The following is a 19,939-nucleotide window of genomic DNA, read 5'->3' on the forward strand; positions in this document are numbered from 1 at the left end:
CGGTCGTCGTCGTGACGGTGCGACCGCGATCGCCCGTCCCGTCGTCCTCGCCGCGCCGACCCCGCCGGGGGAGCGCGGGCAGTCGCGGCAGCCGGGTGATCGCTCTCTGCTCGGGCAGGCTCCACCCGAACAGCACCGAGGCGATGCGCACGCAGAAGGTGAGTGCGACGCCGGCGACCGCCGCCGCGAAGACGGGGGCGTCGAGGGCGAGCAGCAGGGCGATGAGTCCCGAGCCGGCAGCAGCGGCGGCGGCGTAGAGCGAGCCGACGTGCATGAGCGCGATCGGCAGATTGAGCAGCACGTCGCGGAGGATCGACCCGCCGACCGCGGCGAGCACGCCGACGAAGACGGCGGCGACCTCGGGGATCCCCAGCGCGAGGGCCTTCGTCGTGCCGATCGCGCCGAAGAGCCCGATCGTGAGGGCGTCGAGCGCGGTGATGAGGCCGCCGAGGCGCGAGAACACGCGCTCGAGCAGCATGCCGAGCAGCGCCGCTCCGGTCGCGACGACCACGTACCAGTTCGTCTGCAGGGGAGCGAGCGGCACGTCGAGCAGGAGGTCGCGCAGGAGTCCGCCGCCGAAGCCGACGACGATGCCGATGATCGCGACGCCCAGCCAGTCGAGCCGCCGGTCGCGGAACTGCGCCGCGAACAGCGCGCCCTGCAGCGCTCCGATGCCGACCGCGAGCAGGTCGGCCCAGAGCGGGATCACGAACACCTCGGCCATGCGCCCATTCTGGCGGTCGCGGAGCGGGGTCGGGCCGCCGCCGCGCGGTCGACGCATCCTCCGGTTCGTGTCGCCCTGACACGAAGTGCTAGACTCTGTTCGGGTCAGAGTGACTCTAACCGCGATCGCGGTCCGCACGCAGCGATGAGAGGGGGCGCGGATGCCCGCCGCCGCATCCGGCATCGGCCTCGCCGTGTCGACCGTCATCTTCGCGCTCCGCCCCGACGCCGCGGGCGCGCCCAGCGTCTGGCTGCCCCTCGTCCGGCGCATCCGTGAGCCGTACCTCGACCGGTGGGCGCTGCCCGGCGGCCCCGTCGCGCTGTCGGAGAGCCTCGAGGCCTCTGCGCGCCGCAACCTGCTCGAGACCACCGCGCTCGAGCCCACCTACCTCGAGCAGCTCTACGCCTTCGGCGACGTCGACCGCTCGCCGACCACCCGCCTGGTGTCGATCGTCTACTGGGCGCTCGTGCGCCCCGAGGAGGCCGAGCGCGTGAGCCCCGGCGAGAACGTGCGCTGGTTCCCCGCCGACGACCTGCCCGACCTCGCCTTCGACCACAACCTCATCGTCGAGTACGCCCTCTGGCGCCTGCGCACGAAGATGGAGTACTCCCGCATCGCCCACGCCTTCCTCGGCGAGCAGTTCACCCTCGCCGAGCTGCGCGGCGTGCACGAGGCCGTGCTGCAGAAGCCGCTCGATCCGGCGAACTTCCGACGCCAGATGGAGTCCTCTGGCGCGATCGAGCCCACCGGCGACGTGGTCGTCGGCGGCCGGCACCGCCCGCCCAAGCTCTACCGCTACGCCGGGGGAGTCGAGCTCGCCGACGCCGGGCCGCTCACCGCGCGCGTGGTCGCGGCGACGGCCCAGCATCCCCCCGCTTCTCGTCACGACGGCCAGCCAGAACCCGCCCAGGAGGACCCCCGATGACCGCTCTCGACACCGTGATCCGCGGAATCACCAACGGCGCCGCCGGCGAGGTCTGCACGCCCGACCTCGCGAAGGGACCGTGGGAGTTCGACACGGTGCCCGGCTACGGCCCCGGCTCGTCGATGCTCGACGTCATCCCGACCGGGTCGCCGCGGCAAGGCGCACTTCCGGCCGAGTACCGCGACGCGCCCGACGCCGAGCTGCACGACCGCATCCGCGCCGCGAAGGCCGCGCTCGGCGACCGCCTCGTGATCCTCGGCCACTTCTACCAGCGCGACGAGGTCGTCGAGCACGCCGACTTCCTCGGCGACTCGTTCCAGCTCGCGAACGCCGCGCTCACGAAGCCCGATGCCGAGTTCATCGTGTTCTGCGGCGTGCACTTCATGGCAGAGACGGCCGACATCCTCGCCCGCGAGTGGCAGCGCGTCATCCTGCCCAATCTGGCGGCCGGATGCTCGATGGCCGACATGGCCGACATCGACTCGGTCGAGGCGGCGTGGGAGGAGCTCACCGCCCTCTACGGGTCGTCGCCCGACGCCGACGGCCGGGCCCCGGTCATCCCCGTCACCTACATGAACTCATCCGCGGCGCTCAAGGCGTTCTGCGGGCGGAACGGCGGCATCGTCTGCACGTCGTCGAACGCCGCAACCGTGCTCGAGTGGGCGTTCGAGCGCGGCCAGCGCGTGCTGTTCTTCCCCGATCAGCACCTCGGGCGCAACACCGCGAAGGCGATGGGTGTGCCTGTGTCGCGCATGCCGATGTGGAACCCGCGCAAGGCCCTCGGCGGCTCGACCGCCGACGAGCTGCTCGACGCGCAGGTGATCCTGTGGCACGGATTCTGCAGCGTCCACAAGCGGTTCACGCCGGCGCAGATCGAGGCGGCGCGGGCATCCCACCCCGGGGTTCGCGTGATCGTGCACCCCGAGTGCCCGATGGAGGTCGTGGACGCGGCCGACGAGGCGGGGTCGACCGACTACATCCGGCGCGCGGTCGCGGGGGCGACCGAGCCGAGCGTCTTCGCGATCGGAACCGAGATCAACATGGTGAACCGGCTCGCCGCCGAGCACCCGCAGCACGAGATCTTCTGCCTCGATCCGGTCATCTGCCCGTGCTCGACGATGTACCGGATTCACCCCGGCTACCTCGCCTGGGTGCTCGAGGAGCTCGTCGCGGGGCGCGTCGTCAACGAGATCGTCGTCGACGCGTCGGTGCAGTCCGACGCGCGCGTCGCCCTCGAGCGGATGCTCGCCGCGAAGCCGCGCGGCTGACCAGGGCCTGCCATGCACGTCATCGTCGTCGGGTCGGGCCTTGCGGGCCTGCTGACCGCCCTGCGCCTCGCGGCCGGAGCGGGTTCGTCGACAACTCAGGACTACCGGCCCGCGGCCCGCCCGCGGCCGCACGGCGCAGGCGCGTCAACGATTCAGGACATCACGCTCGTGACGGCCGGCGCGCTGCCCTCCGGCTCCAGTTCGTGGGCGCAGGGCGGTATCGCCGCCGCGGTCGGCGCCGACGATGGTCCTGAATTGCACACGGCCGACACGATCGCGGCGGGCGCCGGGCTCGTCGATGCGGATGCCGCCCTCGCCCTGTGCAGGGAGGCTCCCGGAGTCGTGGCCGAGCTCCTCGATCTCGGAGTCGCCTTCGACCGCGATGCGACCGGAGACCTCGCCCGCGGTCTCGAGGCCGCTCACTCGCGGGCGCGCGTGCTGCACGCGGGCGGCGACGCGACGGGCGCGCGCATCGTCGACGCCCTCGCGCGGGTTGTCCGGTCGAGCCGGGTGACGGTGCTCGAGGGGGTGCGCGTCTCGAGCATCCTGACCCGCGACGGCGCGGCTGCGGGGGTCGAGGTCACCGACGCGACCGGCGCGCGCCGAGCCCTCGCCGGCGACGCCGTCGTGCTCGCGACGGGCGGCTACGGCGCGCTCTACCCTCGCACGACCAACCCCGCGGGGTCGATCGGAGCGGGCGTCGTGCTGGCCCACGGCGCGGGGGCGATGGTCGCCGACCTCGAGTTCGTGCAGTTCCACCCGACGGTGCTCGTCGGCGGCGGCCTCGTCTCCGAGGCGGTGCGCGGCGAGGGCGCGGTGCTGCGCGACTCGCGCGGCCGACGCTTCATGACCGACGTGGATGCTCGTGCCGAGCTCGCCCCCCGCGACGTCGTCGCCCGCGCGATCGCCCGCACGATGCGCGAACAGGGCGGAGACCCGGTGCTGCTCGACGTTCGCGACGTCGCCGCGCGGCTCGGGGGAGCCGCCGCCCTCGCGCGCCGCTTCCCGACGATCGACCGGCTCGTGCGCGCGCAGGGCATCGACTGGGCGCGCGAGCCCGTGCCGGTGACGCCCGCTGCCCATTACGCGATGGGCGGAGTGCTCGCCGACCTGGATGGCCGCACGACGATCCCCGGCCTGTTCGCTGTGGGCGAAACCGCGGCCACGGGCGTGCACGGCGCGAACCGCCTCGCCTCGAACTCCCTCCTCGAGGCCGCGGTCATGTCCCGACGCCTCTCGAGCCGCCTGCTCGCCGCCCCCGCGTCGACAATTCAGGACTACCTGGTTCCCAGCGGTCTGGAGGTCGTCACCGCGTCGGCCGCCAGCATGAAGACGGATGCTCGTCTCGAGCCGTTGCGACCCCTCGAGTCGTCGCGGCTCCGCGAGCGGACGTGGGCGGTGCTCGGGCTCGAGCGACATGGCGACTCGCTGGCCGCTCTCGCCCGAGAACTCGGGGAATGCCGCCCCGCCGACACCACCGCTGAGACGCTCCTGCCGCTTGCGCGCCTCGTCACCGCCGCCGCGCAGGCGCGGGTCGAGTCGCGCGGCGCGCACTGGCGTGCGGACGCGCCGGAGTCCGATGACGCGCAGCGCGTGCGGCGAGCTTGGGCGCCCGCCGTGATCGCTCGTCCTGAGTTGTTGACGATCCGCGCCCACCCGGCCCCNNNNGCCGCCCACCCCGCCGCCCACCCAACCGCCGCCCACCCACCCGCCGCGCCCACCCCCTCCCGAGGAGCCGCATGACCGCGTTCGACCCGCCCCGCCCCGCCCTCGTCGAGCTCATCGACCGCGCCCTCGCCGAGGACGCGCCGTGGGGCGACGTCAGCTCCGAGGCTGCGATCCCGGCCGGCGTGACGGCGACCGCGCGTGCGGTCAGCCGCAGCACGGGCATCCTCGCCGGGGGCCTCGCCCTGGAGACCGCGTTCCTGCGCGCCGACCCGACGCTGCGCGTCACCCGCACGCATGCCGACGGGGACCCCCTGCGACCCGGCACCGTCGTCGCCGAGATCACCGGGCCTGCGCGCGGCATCCTCCTCGGCGAGCGCGTCGCTCTCAACCTCGCTCAGCGCCTCTCCGGCGTCGCGACGCTCGCGCGCGCCTACGTCGACGCGGTCGCCGGCACGAGCGCTCGCATCGTCGACACCCGCAAGACCGCACCGGGTCTGCGGATGCTCGAGAAGTCCGCCGTCCGCGCCGGCGGCGCCCGCAATCATCGCTTCTCGCTCTCCGACGCGGTCATGCTGAAGGACAACCACCTCGCCGTCCTGACGGCGCAGGGGCTCGACCTCACGGAGGCGATCCGCACGGTGCGCGCGCGCATCCCGCACACGACGCACCTCGAGGTCGAGGTCGACCGGCTCGACCAGCTGCCCGCCGTCATCGCGGCCGAACCCGACACGATCATGCTCGACAACTTCCCCGTCGACGCCCTCCGCGAGGCGGTCGCCCTCATCGCCGGCCGCGCGATCACCGAGGCGAGCGGGGGAGTCTCCCTCGACACCGTCCGTGCGATCGCCGAGACGGGCGTCGACGTCATCTCGGTCGGAGCCCTCACCCACTCGGCGCCGGCCCTCGACCTCGGCCTCGACATCGAGCTGTAGCCGCTCATGACGATCATCGACCTCGATCAGGCGGCCACGGCATCCGTGCGCCGCACGGTGCTCGAGGCGATGTGGCCGCACCTGACGGGCGACTACGGCAACCCGTCGAGCACGCACGCCCTCGGGCGGCGCGCCGCCGACGCCCTCGAGGATGCCCGTAGCCGCATCGCGCGCCTCCTCGGCGTGCGGGCGGCGCAGATCGTGTTCACGTCCGGAGGCACGGAGGCCGACAACCTCGGCGTCATCGGGCTGACGCTCGCGGCGCTCACGGCGGGGCGCGACCGGCACGTCGTGGTCGGAGCGGTCGAGCACGAGGCGGTGCTCGCCTCGGCCGACCACCTCGCGCGCTGGCACGGGGTCGAGGTCTCGCGGCTCGGAGTCGACGAGCTCGGGCGGTACTCGGTCGGCGAGCTCCAGGCGCTGCTGCGACCGGGCACCGCGCTCGTCGCCGTGCAGCGCGCCAACAACGAGGTCGGAACGCTGCAGCCGGTCGACTCTCTCGTGCGCGCCGCGCGGGCGGTGGGGGCGCGCGTGCACGTCGACGCCGTGCAGACGTCGGGGTGGATGCCCGTGGTACCGCCCCTGACCGGCGCCGGCCCGGGCGCTGCCGGGTCGACAGCTGCTGGGGCCGGGGCTGCTGGTGCTGCTGGTTCTGGTGCTGCCGGTTCTGGTGCTGCCGGTACGGCTGATGTCGCCGGTGCCGGTGCGGCATCCCGCCCCGACGCGGTCGCGATCAGCGGGCACAAGCTCGGCGCGCCGAAGGGAATCGGCGCGCTCGTGCTGCCGACGGGCGCTCCCGTGGAGCCGCTGATCCACGGCGGCGGGCAGGAGCGCGAGCGGCGCTCGGGCACCGAGAACGTCGCCGGAGCGGTGGGGCTCGCCGTCGCGCTCGAGCTCGCTCAGCAGGAACGGGAGGACCTCGTCGCGATCGCCGCGCGGCGAGATCGCTTCGTCGCGGACGTGCTCGCGAGGGTCCCCGGGGCGGCGCTCACCGGGCATCCGTCTGAGCGTCTGCCCGCGCACGCGTCGTTCGTCGTCCCGGGAATCGGCGGCGAGCCCCTGCTCATCGCCCTCGATGATCGCGGGGTGATCGCCTCGAGCGGCTCTGCGTGCGCCGCCGGCCGCGACGACCCGTCGCCCGTGCTCCTGGCGATGGGGTACCCCGCCGACGTGGCCCGCACGGCCCTGCGCTTCAGCTGGGGTGCGTCAACAACTCAGGACGAACTCGCGTCGGCCGTCGAGCTCCTCGCCCGATCGGCCGCCGCCCTGCGGGTTTGAGCGCGGCGGGCGCGCGGTAGTCCTGAGTTGTCGACCACCCGCCCGCGCGCTCACCGCGCCGCGCCGCTCCGCGCGCGATACTGGAGCGTGCCCACCTACCGTGACGAAGCCGTCGTGCTGCGCACCCACAAGCTGGGCGAGGCCGACCGCATCGTGACGATGCTCAGCCGGCACCACGGGAAGATCCGCGCGGTCGCGAAGGGCGTGCGGCGCACCGGCAGCCGCTTCGGCAGCCGCCTCGAGCCGTTCATGGTCGCCGACGTGCAGCTCTACGTCGGCCGCAGCCTCGACATCGTGCAGCAGGCCGAGTCGCTCGGCAGCTACGGCGCCGAGATCAGCGACGACTACGGCAGCTACACCGCCGCGAGCGTCATGGTCGAGACGGCCGACAAGGTCACCGACGACGACGGCGGAGGAGTCCAGCAGTACCTCCTCCTCGTCGGAGCCCTCCGCTCCCTCGCCCGCCGCGAGCACGCACCCAGCCTGACCCTCGACTCATATCTGCTCCGGGCGCTGTCGATCGCGGGATGGGCGCCGAGCTTCGGCGACTGCGCCGTGACCGGCGCGCCCGGCCTGCACAGCCATTTCGTGGTCCAGCTGGGGGGCATGGTGGCCGCCGACGTCGCCCCGCCCGGGTCTCCGCGCGTGAGCCCGGAGGCTCTCGCGCTGCTCGCCGCCCTCCTCACGGGCGACTGGGCCACGGCCGACGCGTCCGACGAGCGCGCGCGCAACCAGGCGAGCGGCATCATCGCGGCCTACACGCAGTTCCACCTCGAACGCGGGCTGCGCAGTCTGCCGCACGTCGACCGCCAGGCGCCGAGCGCTCCCACCTCGCGCCGCGCGGCCGCCGGCCCTGCCGAGCTCGCGAGCGAGCATCCGCCCCCCGGGGTCGCGTCGCCGACCGCGCCCGCGTCGACAATTCAGGACAAGCCGCCCGGTGGCGCACCGCACGAGACCCCGACGATCGGAGCCCCCGCGTGAGCCGAGAGCCCCGCACCCCCCGTATTCCGGGCCAGAGCCGGGCGGCCCGGCGCGCCGCCGAGGCCGAACCGCTGCGCCCGATCGACTGGACGGGCGAGCGTTGTCCTGAATTGTCGACGGCCGCCGTGCCGAAGCACGTCGCGATCGTCATGGACGGCAACGGCCGCTGGGCCAACCAGCAGGGCCTCACGCGCGTCGAGGGTCACCGCGCGGGCGAGGCGAGCCTGCTCGACGTCGTCGCCGGCGCCATCCAGATCGGCGTCACCCACCTGAGCGTCTACGCCTTCAGCACCGAGAACTGGAGCCGCAGCCCCGACGAGGTCCGCTTCCTCATGGGCTTCAATCGCGAGGTGCTGCGCCGCCGCCGCGACCAGCTCGACGCCTGGAACGTGCGCATCCGCTGGGCCGGCCGCCGCCCGAGGCTGTGGCGCAGCGTGATCTCCGAGCTCGAGGAGGCCGAGCGCCGCACCGCTGATAACTCAGGACTAACGCTGACGATGTGCGTCAACTACGGCGGCCGCGTCGAACTGGTGGATGCCGTGCGCGCGATCGCGACGGACGTCGCCGCCGGCCGCCTCGCCCCCGATCGCGTCACCGAGCGCACGATCGCCCAGCACCTCTATTCGCCGGGGATGCCCGATGTCGACCTCTTCGTGCGCTCGAGCGGCGAGCAGCGCACGAGCAACTTCCTGCTCTGGCAGTCGGCCTACGCCGAGATGGTGTTCCTCGACACGCTGTGGCCCGACTTCCGGCGACGCCACCTGTGGGGCGCGATCGAGGCCTACGCGGGGCGCGACCGCCGGTTCGGCGGCGCGGTCGACAAACCCGCGGCGGCGACCGACCCCGGCACGGTCTGACCGCCCGTCGCGCGGCCCCGGCCTCAGTAGACTGGGGACTTCGTGCGACAGCCGCCGGGCATCCAGCTCGGCGCGATCTCTAGGAGACCCCCAAGTGGCAGCCCCCACCCGTCTGGATTCCGTCATCTCCCTCGCCAAGCGGCGCGGCTTCGTGTTCCAGGCCGGTGAGATCTACGGCGGCTCGCGCTCGGCGTGGGACTACGGGCCCCTCGGCGTGGAGCTGAAGGAGAACATCAAGCGCCAGTGGTGGAAGACCATGGTGCAGTCCCGGCACGACGTCGTCGGGCTCGACTCGAGCGTCATCCTGCCCAAGCGGGTGTGGGAGGCCTCCGGCCACGTCGAGGTCTTCAGCGACCCGCTCGTGGAGTGCCTCAGCTGCCACAAGCGGTACCGAGCCGACCACCTCGAGGAGGAGTTCGAGGCGAAGAAAGGCCGCAAGCCCGAGAACGGTCTCGCCGACATCGTCTGCGTCAACTGCGGCACCCGCGGCCAGTGGAGCGAGCCGCGCGAGTTCTCGGGGCTCCTGAAGACCTACCTGGGCCCCGTCGACGACGAGAGCGGCCTGCACTACCTGCGCCCCGAGACCGCGCAGGGCATCTTCGTGAATTTCGTCAACGTGCTCAACGCCGCGCGCATGAAGCCCCCGTTCGGAATCGGCCAGATCGGCAAGAGCTTCCGCAACGAGATCACGCCGGGCAACTTCATCTTCCGCACGCGCGAGTTCGAGCAGATGGAGATGGAGTTCTTCGTCGAGCCCGGCACCGACGAGGAATGGCACCAGTACTGGATCGACACGTCGCTCGCGTGGTTCCTCGGCCTCGGCATCGACCCGGCTAACATCCGCCAGTACGAGCACCCGGCCGAGAAGCTCTCGCACTACTCCAAGCGCACGGTCGACCTCGAGTACCGCTTCGGCTTCACGGGCGGCGAGTGGGGCGAGCTCATGGGCGTCGCGAACCGCACCGACTTCGACCTCTCGACGCACGCCGCCGCCTCCGGCACAGACCTGTCGTACTTCGACCAGGGCAGGAACGAGCGCTGGACCCCGTACGTCATCGAGCCCGCATTCGGACTCACGCGCGCCCTCATGGCCTTCCTCCTCGACGCCTATGCCGAGGATGAGGCGCCCAACACCAAGGGCGGGGTCGATAAGCGCACGGTGCTGCGCCTCGATCGCCGGCTCGCGCCCGTCAAGGCGGCGGTTCTTCCGCTCAGCCGCAACGAGCAGCTGTCGCCCGTCGCGCGCGAGCTCGCCGACCGCCTGCGGCAGCACTGGAACGTCGACTTCGACGACGCCGGCGCGATCGGCCGCCGGTACCGCCGTCAGGACGAGATCGGAACCCCGTTCTGCATCACGGTCGACTTCGACACCCTCGACGACCAGGCAGTGACCGTGCGCGAGCGCGACACCATGGCGCAGGAGCGCATCCCGCTGGCGAAGCTCGAGGCGTACCTGGCCGGCGAGCTGCTCGGCGCATAGCCGCGCGGCCGGCGCGCGCGTCCCCGCCCGGCTCGCGTCGACAATTCAGGACTACCGGGGATGCTTGGCGCGCGATCGGCGCCTTGCAAGCTCTGGACGCGCGCTTGTCCTGAGTTGTTGACGCCGTCAGCCGCGCGTCCGCCACGAGCTGCTCGTCCCCAGCGCTGACCCTGCGCCGCTCCTCCCCGCGCGGCACCGTCCCGACCCTGCTCGAGCGGTGAGGACGGCACACTCGTCGCGTGTTCGAGGCCCTGGTCGAGGAGGTCCGCCGGGCGGGCGGTGCGGCCGGACGCGCGCACCTGGTGAGGCGCGGGCATCCCGATCGAATGCTCGCTGCAGCCGTCCGCGCCGGCGTCCTCACGCGCGCCCGCCGAGGCTGGTACTCGATCTGGTCGCCCGATGACCCGCGCATCCTGGCGCTGCGGATCGGTGGTCGCCTCACCGGTATCAGCGCCATCCGGGCGTGGGGCGGCTGGGTGCGCAGAGCATCCAGGATGCACGTCGCGACGCCCGTCAACGCCTCCCGTCTTCGCTGCCCTCGTCGACGCCGGGTCGCCTTCACCGATTCTCCCGCCCGCAACGGCGTCGCCCTGCACTGGACGAGCGCTCAGCACGACCGGGACACGTCGACCGGAGTCGTCACGCTCCTCGAGGCGCTCGAGGTCGTGTGCCTCGTCGAGCCCGAGGAGGACGCGATCGCGGCGATCGACTGGGCGCGCCGGTCGGGACGCGTGGATGCTCTCGACCTCGCCGTGCTGGCCCGTCGGCTTCCGGCGAGCCGGCGCCGGCTGGTCTCGGCATCCAGCGGGTCGTGCCACTCGCTGCCGGAGAGCCTCGCGCGCACGAGACTGCGCGCGACGGGGCTGGGCGTGCTCGAGCAGGTCCTGCTGCCCGACGACCCGAGTCCGATCGATCTGCTGATCGAGGGCTCCGTCGCGCTGGAGGTCGACGGTGAGGAGTTCCACCGCGAGCGCTTCTACCCCGACCGCGCGAAAGACCTCGCCGCCACGCGGTCGGGGTTCCACGCCCTCCGACCCGCGGCGCGGCACGTGTTCGACGAGTGGCCCGCGGTGCTCGAGGCGATCCGCGCGGCGCTCACGGCGCGGGGCGTGCGGGTGCCCGCCCCGCCGAGCGCGAGCCGAGCATCCGGCGTCGACAACTCAGGACGACCGAGACGAGCCCGTCGCCGAACCCGCGCGGTGCCGCGGTCGATGAGTCCGAGACCGCGCAGACCGCCACCGATCGTCCTGAGTCGTTGACGCCCGACGGGCCGCGGAGCCCGCCCGGGCTGCGCCCGTGAGGCCCGCGAAGGGAATACCGCCCGACCGGGCGCGTTGGCCTCAGCATGAGCAACCCCATCGACGTCCAGATCTGGTCAGACGTGCAGTGCCCCTGGTGCTACATCGGGAAGCGGAAGTTCGAGGCCGCCGTCGCCGACTTCGAGGCCGCCGGCGGCCAGGTCGAGGTCACCTACCGCAGCTTCGAGCTCGCCCCCGACACGCCCGTCGACTTCGAGGGCACGCCCATCGACTACCTCAGCCAGCGCAAGGGGATCAGCCCCGAGCAGGCGCAGCAGATGGTCGATCGCGTCAGCGGCATCGCCGAATCGGTGGGCCTCGACTACCACTACGACCGCATCCACCAGACGAACACGGTTCTCGCCCACGAGATGCTGCACTTCGCGAAGGCGCAGGGTAAGCAGGTCGAGCTCAAGGAGCGCCTCCTGCTCGCCTACTTCACCGAGGGCCGCCACATCGGCCGCGCCGACGAGCTCGCCGATCTGGCTGCCGACGTCGGACTCGACCGCGACGCCGCCGCGGCAGCACTTGCCGAGCACACCTACCTGCCGGACGTGAAGGCCGACATGGCGCAGGCGGTCGCGTACGGCATCCAGGGCGTGCCGTTCTTCGTGATCGATGCGCGCTACGGGATCTCCGGAGCGCAGGACTCGACGACGTTCCTCGCCGCGCTGCAGCAGGCTGCGGGGGAGCGCTCGACGGCCGGGGCCGAGACCTCATGAGCGCGGATGCTGCGCCGACGCCGTTCGCGATGCTCGGCGACCCCGCCGCCGAGGCCTGCGAGGGCGACGCCTGCCTGATCCCGCCCCGCCCTGTGTCGACAACTCAGGACTAACCCGCGCGCTCGAGCGCGCAACAGCTCTGCGTGGCGCTCGGGAGCGTGCCCACCGGCCGTTTGTCCTGAGTTGCTGACCAGCGGCCCAGGCGGGCGCGAACGCGCGCGGACAGGCGCGAGCCCGCGTCAGCGCGCGGACGGTGCGAGCACGGGCGGGGGCGAACGCGCGCAACCCCGCGCCCCGCGTCAGCGCGCGGCCTGCGGCTCGCTGATGTCGGCCACCGTCGCCGACAAGGCGGTCACGAGCGTGTCCGACGAGACGAACAGCGAGTACCCGTGCTCGCCCGCGCCCATCGACACGCGCCGACCCGGCGTCGCGACGACCGCGGCGTCGACGTACACCGGCCAGGGGGTCGTGGAGCCGAGCGGCGTGATCGTCCCACGCTCGAACCCGGTGGCCGCGAGCGCCACCTCGGGCGCCGGCAGCTGCAGCTTGTTGACTCCGACGACCGCGCGCAGCTTCGGCCACGAGATCTGCCGGTCGCCGGGCACGAGCGCGAACAGGAACGTCCCGTCGCTCCGCTTCACGACGAGCGACTTGAGGATGTCCGCGGGCGCGATCCCGAGGATCCCCGCCGCCTCCTCGAGAGAGCCCGCCCGCATCCGCTCGACGAACTCCACGTCCAGGCCGCGCGCCGCAGCATCCTCTGCCACGCGCTCGCGCCCCGGGCGCACCACCGCATCCTCCGTCACCGGCGACTCCTCCTCAGTCTCGCGTGCGACCCGCGCACCCCGGGTGCAACCGCGCCTAGGGTGTTCCCATGCCCGACGCCCCGACCGCGATCCGCACCGGCATCATCGGCTTCGGCCTGTCGGGGCGAGTCTTCCACGCGCCGTTCCTCGCGACGAACCCGGCGTTCGAGCTCTCGGCGATCGCCACGGGCAGCCCTGAGCGCGCCGCCGAGGCCCGAGCCGCGCATCCGACCGCTCGGATCTCGTCGTCGCCCGAGGCGCTCCTGGAGTTCGCGCTCGCAGGCGGGCTCGACCTGGTCGTCCTCGCCTCGCCGCCGCACGTGCATCGCGAGCAGGCGATCGCCGCGCTCGAGGCAGGTGCGGCCGTCGTGATCGACAAGCCCTTCGCGCCCTCCGTCGCCGACGCGGAGGCGATCATCGCCGCAGCCGACGCCGCAGCCGCAGCAGCCGCAGCCGACGCCGCCGCAGCCCCCGCCACCGGCCGCACTCCCGCACCGCGCCCGCTCACCGTCTTCCAGAACCGCCGCTGGGATGGCGACTTCCTCACCGTCCGCCGCGTGGTCGGCAGCGGAGCCCTCGGCCGCATCCACCGCTTCGAGTCGACGTTCGAGCGCTTCGGCGCCCCCAAGCTCGACCGCTGGCAGGGGCGCATCGGACCCGAGCAGGGCGGCGGCATCCTCTTCGACCTCGGCAGTCATCTGATCGACCAGGCGCTCTCGCTGCTCGGGCCGGCCAGGCTCGAGCACGTCGAGCTGACACGGGTGCGCGCAGGCATCGGCAACGAGGACGACGCGTTCGTCTCGCTGATCCATGACGGCGGGGTCCGCAGCCACCTGACGATGAGCCGCGTCGCCGCGCAGAGCGGCCCGCGCTTCCGCGTCCTCGGCGACGAGAGCGCCTTCAGCGTCCATGGCCTCGACGGCCAGGAGCACGCGCTCCGTCAGGGCATGCGGCCGGGCAGCGCCGGCTACGGCACGACGCCCGAGAGCGAGTGGGGCGTCGTCGGCGTCGAGGGCGGCGTGCCGGCCCTCGCACCCGTCCCGACCGAGGCGGGGGACTACCCCGCCTTCTACGCGGGCGTCGCGGCGAGCATCCGCCACGGCGCGCCCATGCCGGTGGATGCCCGGGACGCCCTCGAGACCGTCCGTCTGATCGAGGAGGCCCACCGCCGCGATCGCTGCTGACGCCGTTCTCGCTGGGGGATTCCTCACACTCGGTGTGGGGTTCCGCGTCGGACGGCGCGGACGGGACTACAGTGCGAGGGTTCGCACTCGCGCCGGAGGCGCCGCTCGGGGGGATCCCCCGCGTCGCTCTGCCTCCGGTGCCACCCCCAGAGAGGCAGTCCATGGCACTCGTATCTCCCCAGCACCCGCTCGCGGTGCGGCGCGCGCTCACCGTGCTCGCCGGCGCGTCGGCCGTCGCCCTCACGCTCGGCGCCTGCGCCGGCGGCGGCGACGGCGGCGGCTCCAGCAGCGGCGGCGGCGACGGCGGAACGATCACGATCGGCACGACCGACAAGATCACGACGATCGACCCGGCCGGCTCGTACGACAACGGCTCGTTCGCGGTGATGAACCAGGTGTACCCGTTCCTCATGAATACGCCGTACGGCAGCCCCGACGTCGAGCCCGACATCGCCGAGTCGGCGGAGTTCACGAGCCCGACCGAGTACACGGTCACCCTCAAGGAGGGCCTGACCTGGGCGAACGGCAACGAGCTCACGAGCTCCGACGTGAAGTTCAGCTTCGACCGCCAGCTCGCGATCGCCGACCCGAACGGGCCGAGCTCGCTGCTCTACAACCTCGAGTCGGTGGAGGCTCCTGACGACCTCACCGTCGTGTTCACGCTCAAGAGCGAGAACGACCAGGTCTTCCCGCAGATCCTCTCGAGCCCGGTCGGCCCGATCGTCGACGAGGACGTCTTCTCGGCCACCGAGCTCACTCCCGACACCGACATCGTCGAGGGCAACGCCTTCGCCGGCCAGTACGTCATCTCGGCCTACGAGTTCAACGACGTCGTGCAGTACCAGGCGAACCCCGATTACCAGGGTCTGCTCGGCGCGCCGAAGAACAGCACGGTCAACGTCCGGTACTACGCCGACTCCTCGAACCTCAAACTCGACGTGCAGGAGGGCAACATCGATGTGGCCTTCCGCAGCCTGACGAGCACCGATGTCGAGGACCTCCAGGGCGACGACAACGTCAAGGTCGTCGAGGGCCCGGGTGGCGAGATCCGCTACATCGTCTTCAACTTCAACACCCAGCCCTTCGGCGCCGAGACCGGCGAGGCCGACGAGGCGAAGGCTCTCGCGGTCCGCCAGGCCGTTGCGCACCTGCTCGACCGCGAGGCGCTCTCGGAGCAGGTCTACCGCGGCACCTACACGCCGCTGTACTCCTTCGTCCCCGCGGGTCTGACCGGCGCCATCGAGCCCCTCAAGGAGCTCTACGGCGACGGCGAGGGCGGCGCCGACGCGGCGAAGGCCGCGGAGACGCTGAGCGCTGCCGGGATCACGACGCCGGTCGAGCTGAACCTGCAGTACTCCAACGATCACTACGGCCCGTCCTCGGGCGAGGAGTACGCGCTCATCAAGGACCAGCTCGAGGCCGACGGCCTCTTCACCGTGAACCTGCAGACCACCGAGTGGGTGCAGTACTCCAAGGACCGCTCGGCCGACGTGTACCCCGCCTACCAGCTGGGCTGGTTCCCGGACTACTCCGACGCCGACAACTACCTGACGCCGTTCTTCCTGACGGAGAACTTCCTCGGGAACCACTACGCGAACCCGGAGGTCGATGAGCTGATCCTCCAGCAGGCGGTCACGAGCGACCCGGCCGAGCGCCAGGGCGTCATCGAGGAGATCCAGCGGACCGTCGCGGCGGACCTCTCGACCGTCCCCTACCTCCAGGGCGCCCAGGTCGCCGTGGTCGGGGCGGATGTCCAGGGCACGGAGGACACGCTCGACGCGTCCTTCAAGTTCCGGTACGCGGCTCTCTCCAAGGGCTGATCCGTCCGTCGAGCGACGCCGCTCGGCCGTCCCGTCCCGCCGCCCGCGGGGCGGGACGGCCGAGCGCGGCACCGATGTCGTCCGCGCACCCCCATGCCGCCGCTCGCCGAACCCGCTCCGCGGTCGCGAGCTCCCCTCCCGGAAGAACCATGACCGATCTCCCCGAACCCAGCGGCGCCGCGATCGCCGCGCCCGGCGGCGCGACGCCGACCGCGCCCTCCACCCGTGGCGGCGGCGGTGGTCTCGGCCGCTACATCGTGGTCCGCGCCCTCCTCATCGTGCCCACCGTCTTCATCCTCGTGACGGTCGTCTTCTTCGCCATGCGGGCGACGGGCGACCCCATCACCGCGGCTCTCGGCGGCCGCCTCACGCCCGCGCAGCTGCAGGAGCGCATCGAGGCCGCGGGCTACGACCGCCCCCTCCTCGTGCAGTACATCGAGTACCTCGGCCGCGTGCTCACGGGCGACTTCGGCTCCACGATCAGCGACAACCGACCGGTCACCGAGGTGCTGCTGACCTACGGCGGCGCGACGCTCGAGCTCGCCTTCTACGCGCTCATCGTCGCGTTCCTCGTCGGGATCCCGCTCGGTCTCCTCGCCGCGGCCCGCCGCGATCGGCCCGCGGACGCGGCGCTGCGGCTCTTCGCCATCCTCTGCTACGCCACCCCGGTCTTCTTCGCCGGCCTGCTGCTCAAGCTCGTCTTCGCCGTGTGGCTCGATCTCCTGCCGGTCGCCGGCCGGGCATCCACCTCGACGGAGCTCCAGCTCGCCTTCCTGCCCGATGCGACCGGCATCTACCTGATCGATGCCATCCGCGCCGGAAGCTCGGAGGCGATCGCCGACGTCCTGCAGCACGCCGTCCTCCCGTCCATCGCGCTCGGGCTGCTCACGGCCGGCGTGTTCCTGCGCCTGGTGCGCACGAACGTCATCGGCACGCTCGCGATGGACTACGTCGACGCGGCCCGCTCGCGCGGCGTCTCGGAGTCCCGGCTCGTGCGCACGCACGCGTGGCGCCCTGCGCTCATCCCGATCATCACGGTCATCGGCCTGCAGATCGCGCTCCTGCTCGGCGGCGCCGTCCTGACGGAGACCACGTTCGAGTGGCGGGGCCTCGGGTTCCAGCTCGCCGAGTACCTGCAGGCGCGCGACTTCGTCGCCGTGCAGGGAATCGTCGCCCTCCTCGCCGTCATCGTCGCGCTCACGAATTTCGTCGTGGACGTCGTCGCGGCGCTCATCGACCCGCGAGTGAGGTACTGAGATGAGCGACATCGTCCGCCCCGCGCGGCGCCCGCTCGCCGACCGGCTCCCCGTCGTCCGCGACCTCCGGCGCGCCGTCGGTCTCCAGCGGGGGATGCTCATCGCGGGTCTCGTGATCACCGCGGTCTTCCTGCTCACCGCGCTGCTGGCCCCGCTGCTCGCCCCGTACGGCTTCGATCAGCTCCGCGCCGACGGGGAGGCGTTCGGCGCTCAGCGCCCGCCGAGCGCCGAGCACCTCCTCGGCACGACCGTCGGCGGCTACGACGTCCTCTCGCGCGTGCTCTGGGGCGCCCAGACCGCCGTCCTCGTCATCGTCGTGGCGATCGTCCTGTCGATCATCGCGGGCGTGCTGCTCGGCCTCGTCTCCGGCTATCTGGGCGGCTGGCTCGACCGCATCCTCGTCGTCGTATGCGACGCGATCTACGCCTTCCCCTCGCTCCTGCTCGCGATCGTCATGTCGATCGTGATCTCGGGGGGCCAGTCGAGCCTCTGGGGCGGTCTGCTCGCCGCCGCCATCTCGATCACGGTGGTGTTCATCCCGCAGTACTTCCGGGTGGTCCGCTCCGAGGTCGTGCGGGTGAAGTCGGAGGCCTTCGTGGAGTCGGCGCGCGTCCTCGGCGCCCCGAGCGGCCGCATCATGCTCCGCAGCGTCCTCCCGAACGCCACGCGCACGCTCCCGCTCATCGTCACGCTCAACGCCTCCGAGGCGATCCTGACCCTCGCCGGTCTCGGCTTCCTCGGCTTCGGCATCGAGCCGACCGCGGCCGCGGAGTGGGGGTACGACCTCAACAAGGCGCTCAGCGACGTCACGAGCGGCATCTGGTGGACGAGCCTGTTCCCGGGCCTCGCGATCGTGCTCGCCGTGCTCGGCATCACGCTCGTGGGCGAGAGCCTCAACGATCTCGCCGATCCGCGTCTGCGCGGCCGGCGACGGGCCGGCGTCTCCTCGGGCGCCGTGGCCGAGACCTCGATCGCTCCCGCGGCCGCCGCATCCACCGCCTCCGGAGAGGACGACCACCGATGACCGACATCGTTCTGCGCATCGATTCGCTCGGCGTCTCGTTCGCGACCGACGGCGGCGACGTGAAGGCCGTCGACGGCGTCTCACTCGAGGTGGCGCGCGGCGAGGTCCTCGCGATCGTCGGCGAGTCGGGGTCGGGCAAGACCGTCACCGCGCGCTCGATCCTCGGCCTCCTGCCCGAGACCGCGACAGCGAGCGGCGTCGTCATGCTCTCGAGCCGCGACGGCTCGAGCGAGCACGACGTGGTGGCCCTCCGCGGCGGCGACCTTCGCGCGGTGCGCGGTCGCGACGCGGCGATGGTCTTCCAGGAGCCCTCGACCGCCCTGAACCCGGTCTTCACGGTCGGCTGGCAGATCGTCGAGGGTCTGAGGGCTCACGGCATGCCGCGGCGGGCAGCCCGTCGCCGGGCGATCGAGATCCTCGACGCCGTCGGCATCCCCGATCCGCACGAGCGCGTCGACCACTACCCGCACCAGTTCTCCGGCGGGCAGAAGCAGCGCATCGTGATCGCGATGGCTCTCGTCCTCGAGCCCGGACTCATCGTCGCCGACGAGCCGACGACCGCGCTCGACGTGACCGTGCAGGCCGAGATCCTCGATCTGCTCCGCCGATGCCGCGACGATTTCGGCGCCGGCATCGTCCTCATCACCCACAACATGGGCGTCGTCGCCGACCTCGCCGATCGCGTGGCGGTCATGTACCAGGGCCGCGTGATCGAGCAGGCGGATGTCCGCACGCTCTTCTCCGCGCCGCAGACGGAGTACACGCGCGCCCTTCTCGATGCCGTCCCGTACGTGGGCCACGGCCGCTCCGCGGCCGCGGCGCGCGCCTCCAGCCGCGCGGCGGAGTGGGCGAGCGGCGAGGCCGTCGTCGAGGCGTCGGGTCTGGAGGTCACCTACCCGGGTCGGCTCGGTCGGTCGGGCTTCCGCGCGGTTCGCGGGGTCGATCTCCGGATCCGTCCGGGGGAGGTCCTCGGGCTCGTGGGCGAGTCGGGGTCGGGCAAGTCGACGATCGGCCGGGCCATCGCCGGGCTGACCCGGGTCACCGGCGGCTCCCTTCAGGTGCTCGGGCACGAGCTCAACGGGGTCCGCGAGCGCGAGTTCCGCGCCGTGCGCAGCCGCATCGGCTTCGTCTTCCAGGATCCCGCCTCGAGCTTCGACCCCCGGCGCACGATCGCCGAGGCGGTCGCCGAGCCGTTCCTGATCCACGGTCGTGCCGAGCATCCGGGCGATGCCCGCGCGCAGGTCGACGAGCTGCTGGAGGCGGTGCAGCTGCCGCGCGCGTACGGCGACCGCTTCCCGTTCGAGCTGTCTGGCGGTCAGCGGCAGCGGGCGAGTCTCGCGCGCGCGATCGCGCTGAGACCCGAGCTGCTGATCGCCGACGAGCCGACGAGCGCTCTCGATGTCTCCGTGCAGGCTCGGGTGCTGGAGCTCTTCGCCGAGCTGCAGCGCGAGCTGGGCTTCGCGTGCCTGTTCATCAGCCACGATCTCGCGGTCGTCGACCTGGTCGCCGACCGCATCGCGGTGCTGCACCGGGGCGAGCTCGTGGAGGAGGGGACGGGCGCCGAGGTCCTGGGCGAGCCGCGGGAGGCGTACACGCAGCGGCTGCTCGCATCGCTGCCCGTGCCCGATCCGGTGGCGCAGGCGACGCGACGCGAGACGCTGCGCGCGCTGCGGGCCGCGGAGCGCTGAGCGACCGCTCGCGGCCCGAGCGGTGCTC

Annotated in this window: 15 protein-coding genes and 2 pseudogenes; 15 read left to right on the top strand and 2 right to left on the bottom strand. The window is 72.5% G+C overall.

The features are described from left to right. Positions 1-82 precede the first annotated feature (82 nt). Positions 83-724, bottom strand: a pseudogene (locus ASG83_RS10125) (trimeric intracellular cation channel family protein); the annotation flags it as partial. Positions 725-884: 160 nt separating this feature from the next. On the opposite strand from ASG83_RS10125, the gene ASG83_RS10130 reads away from it, so the two are divergent. The 10 genes and pseudogenes from ASG83_RS10130 to ASG83_RS10175 all read left to right on the top strand — a co-directional run bounded on the left by ASG83_RS10130 (position 885) and on the right by ASG83_RS10175 (position 12,133). Further along, complete coding sequence (locus ASG83_RS10130) at positions 885-1,649, top strand: NUDIX domain-containing protein (protein WP_082599205.1); 765 nt, start codon at positions 885-887, stop codon at positions 1,647-1,649. Next, positions 1,646-2,917 (top strand): quinolinate synthase NadA, encoded by a 1,272-nt coding sequence (gene nadA, locus ASG83_RS10135; RefSeq protein ID WP_055860790.1) that lies wholly within the window; start codon positions 1,646-1,648, stop codon positions 2,915-2,917. Before ASG83_RS10130 ends, nadA begins: the two co-directional genes overlap by 4 nt. Positions 2,918-2,929: 12 nt before the next feature. Next, positions 2,930-4,581: L-aspartate oxidase (locus ASG83_RS10140; protein ID WP_235460177.1), on the top strand; the 1,652-nt coding region annotated here is incomplete at its 3' end. 75 nt (positions 4,582-4,656) lie between these two features. Further along, entirely contained in the window at positions 4,657-5,517 is an 861-nt protein-coding gene (gene nadC, locus ASG83_RS10145) for a carboxylating nicotinate-nucleotide diphosphorylase (protein WP_055860792.1), read from the top strand. Between the two features lie 6 nt (positions 5,518-5,523). Further along, positions 5,524-6,795, top strand: coding sequence for a cysteine desulfurase family protein (locus ASG83_RS10150; RefSeq protein WP_200959286.1), 1,272 nt, complete (start codon positions 5,524-5,526; stop codon positions 6,793-6,795). Positions 6,796-6,882: 87 nt separating this feature from the next. After that, positions 6,883-7,605: pseudogene (gene recO, locus ASG83_RS10155) on the top strand (DNA repair protein RecO); the annotation flags it as partial. Positions 7,606-7,799: 194 nt separating this feature from the next. Then, positions 7,800-8,633, top strand: coding sequence for an isoprenyl transferase (locus ASG83_RS10160; protein WP_055862055.1), 834 nt, complete (start codon positions 7,800-7,802; stop codon positions 8,631-8,633). A gap of 94 nt (positions 8,634-8,727) precedes the next feature. Beyond that, positions 8,728-10,113, top strand: coding sequence for a glycine--tRNA ligase (locus ASG83_RS10165; protein ID WP_055860795.1), 1,386 nt, complete (start codon positions 8,728-8,730; stop codon positions 10,111-10,113). A 239-nt stretch (positions 10,114-10,352) separates the two neighbouring features. Continuing rightward, positions 10,353-11,372, top strand: coding sequence for a hypothetical protein (locus ASG83_RS10170; protein WP_055860798.1), 1,020 nt, complete (start codon positions 10,353-10,355; stop codon positions 11,370-11,372). An 86-nt stretch (positions 11,373-11,458) separates the two neighbouring features. Next, positions 11,459-12,133, top strand: a complete 675-nt coding sequence (locus ASG83_RS10175) for a DsbA family protein (protein ID WP_055860801.1) — start codon at positions 11,459-11,461, stop codon at positions 12,131-12,133. A gap of 299 nt (positions 12,134-12,432) precedes the next feature. On the opposite strand, the gene ASG83_RS10180 is transcribed toward ASG83_RS10175, so the two are convergent. Then, positions 12,433-12,939, bottom strand: coding sequence for an aminoacyl-tRNA deacylase (locus tag ASG83_RS10180; RefSeq protein ID WP_055860804.1), 507 nt, complete (start codon positions 12,937-12,939; stop codon positions 12,433-12,435). A gap of 68 nt (positions 12,940-13,007) precedes the next feature. Between ASG83_RS10180 and ASG83_RS10185 the strand changes: the two genes are divergently transcribed. The 5 genes from ASG83_RS10185 to ASG83_RS10205 all read left to right on the top strand — a co-directional run bounded on the left by ASG83_RS10185 (position 13,008) and on the right by ASG83_RS10205 (position 19,911). Next, positions 13,008-14,123, top strand: a complete 1,116-nt coding sequence (locus ASG83_RS10185; RefSeq protein WP_055860807.1) for a Gfo/Idh/MocA family oxidoreductase — start codon at positions 13,008-13,010, stop codon at positions 14,121-14,123. 161 nt (positions 14,124-14,284) lie between these two features. Further along, complete coding sequence (locus tag ASG83_RS10190; RefSeq protein ID WP_055860812.1) at positions 14,285-15,943, top strand: ABC transporter substrate-binding protein; 1,659 nt, start codon at positions 14,285-14,287, stop codon at positions 15,941-15,943. A 149-nt stretch (positions 15,944-16,092) separates the two neighbouring features. Continuing rightward, positions 16,093-17,199, top strand: a complete 1,107-nt coding sequence (locus ASG83_RS10195) for an ABC transporter permease (RefSeq protein ID WP_082599208.1) — start codon at positions 16,093-16,095, stop codon at positions 17,197-17,199. Between the two features lies 1 nt (position 17,200). Beyond that, entirely contained in the window at positions 17,201-18,223 is a 1,023-nt protein-coding gene (locus ASG83_RS10200; protein WP_055860815.1) for an ABC transporter permease, read from the top strand. Beyond that, a complete protein-coding gene (locus ASG83_RS10205; protein ID WP_055860819.1) occupies positions 18,220-19,911 on the top strand; it encodes an ABC transporter ATP-binding protein in 1,692 nt (563 codons plus the stop codon). The genes ASG83_RS10200 and ASG83_RS10205 overlap by 4 nt, the downstream gene beginning before the upstream one ends. The last annotated feature ends 28 nt before the right edge of the window (positions 19,912-19,939 follow it).

It is taken from the genome of Yonghaparkia sp. Soil809 (assembly GCF_001429705.1).
Taxonomy (GTDB): Bacteria; Actinomycetota; Actinomycetes; order Actinomycetales; family Microbacteriaceae; genus Microcella.

What these genes read in the sequence shown, in the direction of transcription:
- ASG83_RS10130 (WP_082599205.1), top strand. Translation starts at nt 885, where the DNA reads ATGCCCGCCGCCGCATCCGGCATCGGCCTCGCCGTGTCGACCGTCATC.
- nadA (WP_055860790.1), top strand. Translation starts at nt 1,646, where the DNA reads ATGACCGCTCTCGACACCGTGATCCGCGGAATCACCAACGGCGCCGCC.
- nadC (WP_055860792.1), top strand. Translation starts at nt 4,657, where the DNA reads ATGACCGCGTTCGACCCGCCCCGCCCCGCCCTCGTCGAGCTCATCGAC.
- ASG83_RS10150 (WP_200959286.1), top strand. Translation starts at nt 5,524, where the DNA reads ATGACGATCATCGACCTCGATCAGGCGGCCACGGCATCCGTGCGCCGC.
- ASG83_RS10175 (WP_055860801.1), top strand. Translation starts at nt 11,459, where the DNA reads ATGAGCAACCCCATCGACGTCCAGATCTGGTCAGACGTGCAGTGCCCC.
- ASG83_RS10185 (WP_055860807.1), top strand. Translation starts at nt 13,008, where the DNA reads ATGCCCGACGCCCCGACCGCGATCCGCACCGGCATCATCGGCTTCGGC.
- ASG83_RS10190 (WP_055860812.1), top strand. Translation starts at nt 14,285, where the DNA reads ATGGCACTCGTATCTCCCCAGCACCCGCTCGCGGTGCGGCGCGCGCTC.
- ASG83_RS10195 (WP_082599208.1), top strand. Translation starts at nt 16,093, where the DNA reads ATGACCGATCTCCCCGAACCCAGCGGCGCCGCGATCGCCGCGCCCGGC.
- ASG83_RS10200 (WP_055860815.1), top strand. Translation starts at nt 17,201, where the DNA reads ATGAGCGACATCGTCCGCCCCGCGCGGCGCCCGCTCGCCGACCGGCTC.
- ASG83_RS10205 (WP_055860819.1), top strand. Translation starts at nt 18,220, where the DNA reads ATGACCGACATCGTTCTGCGCATCGATTCGCTCGGCGTCTCGTTCGCG.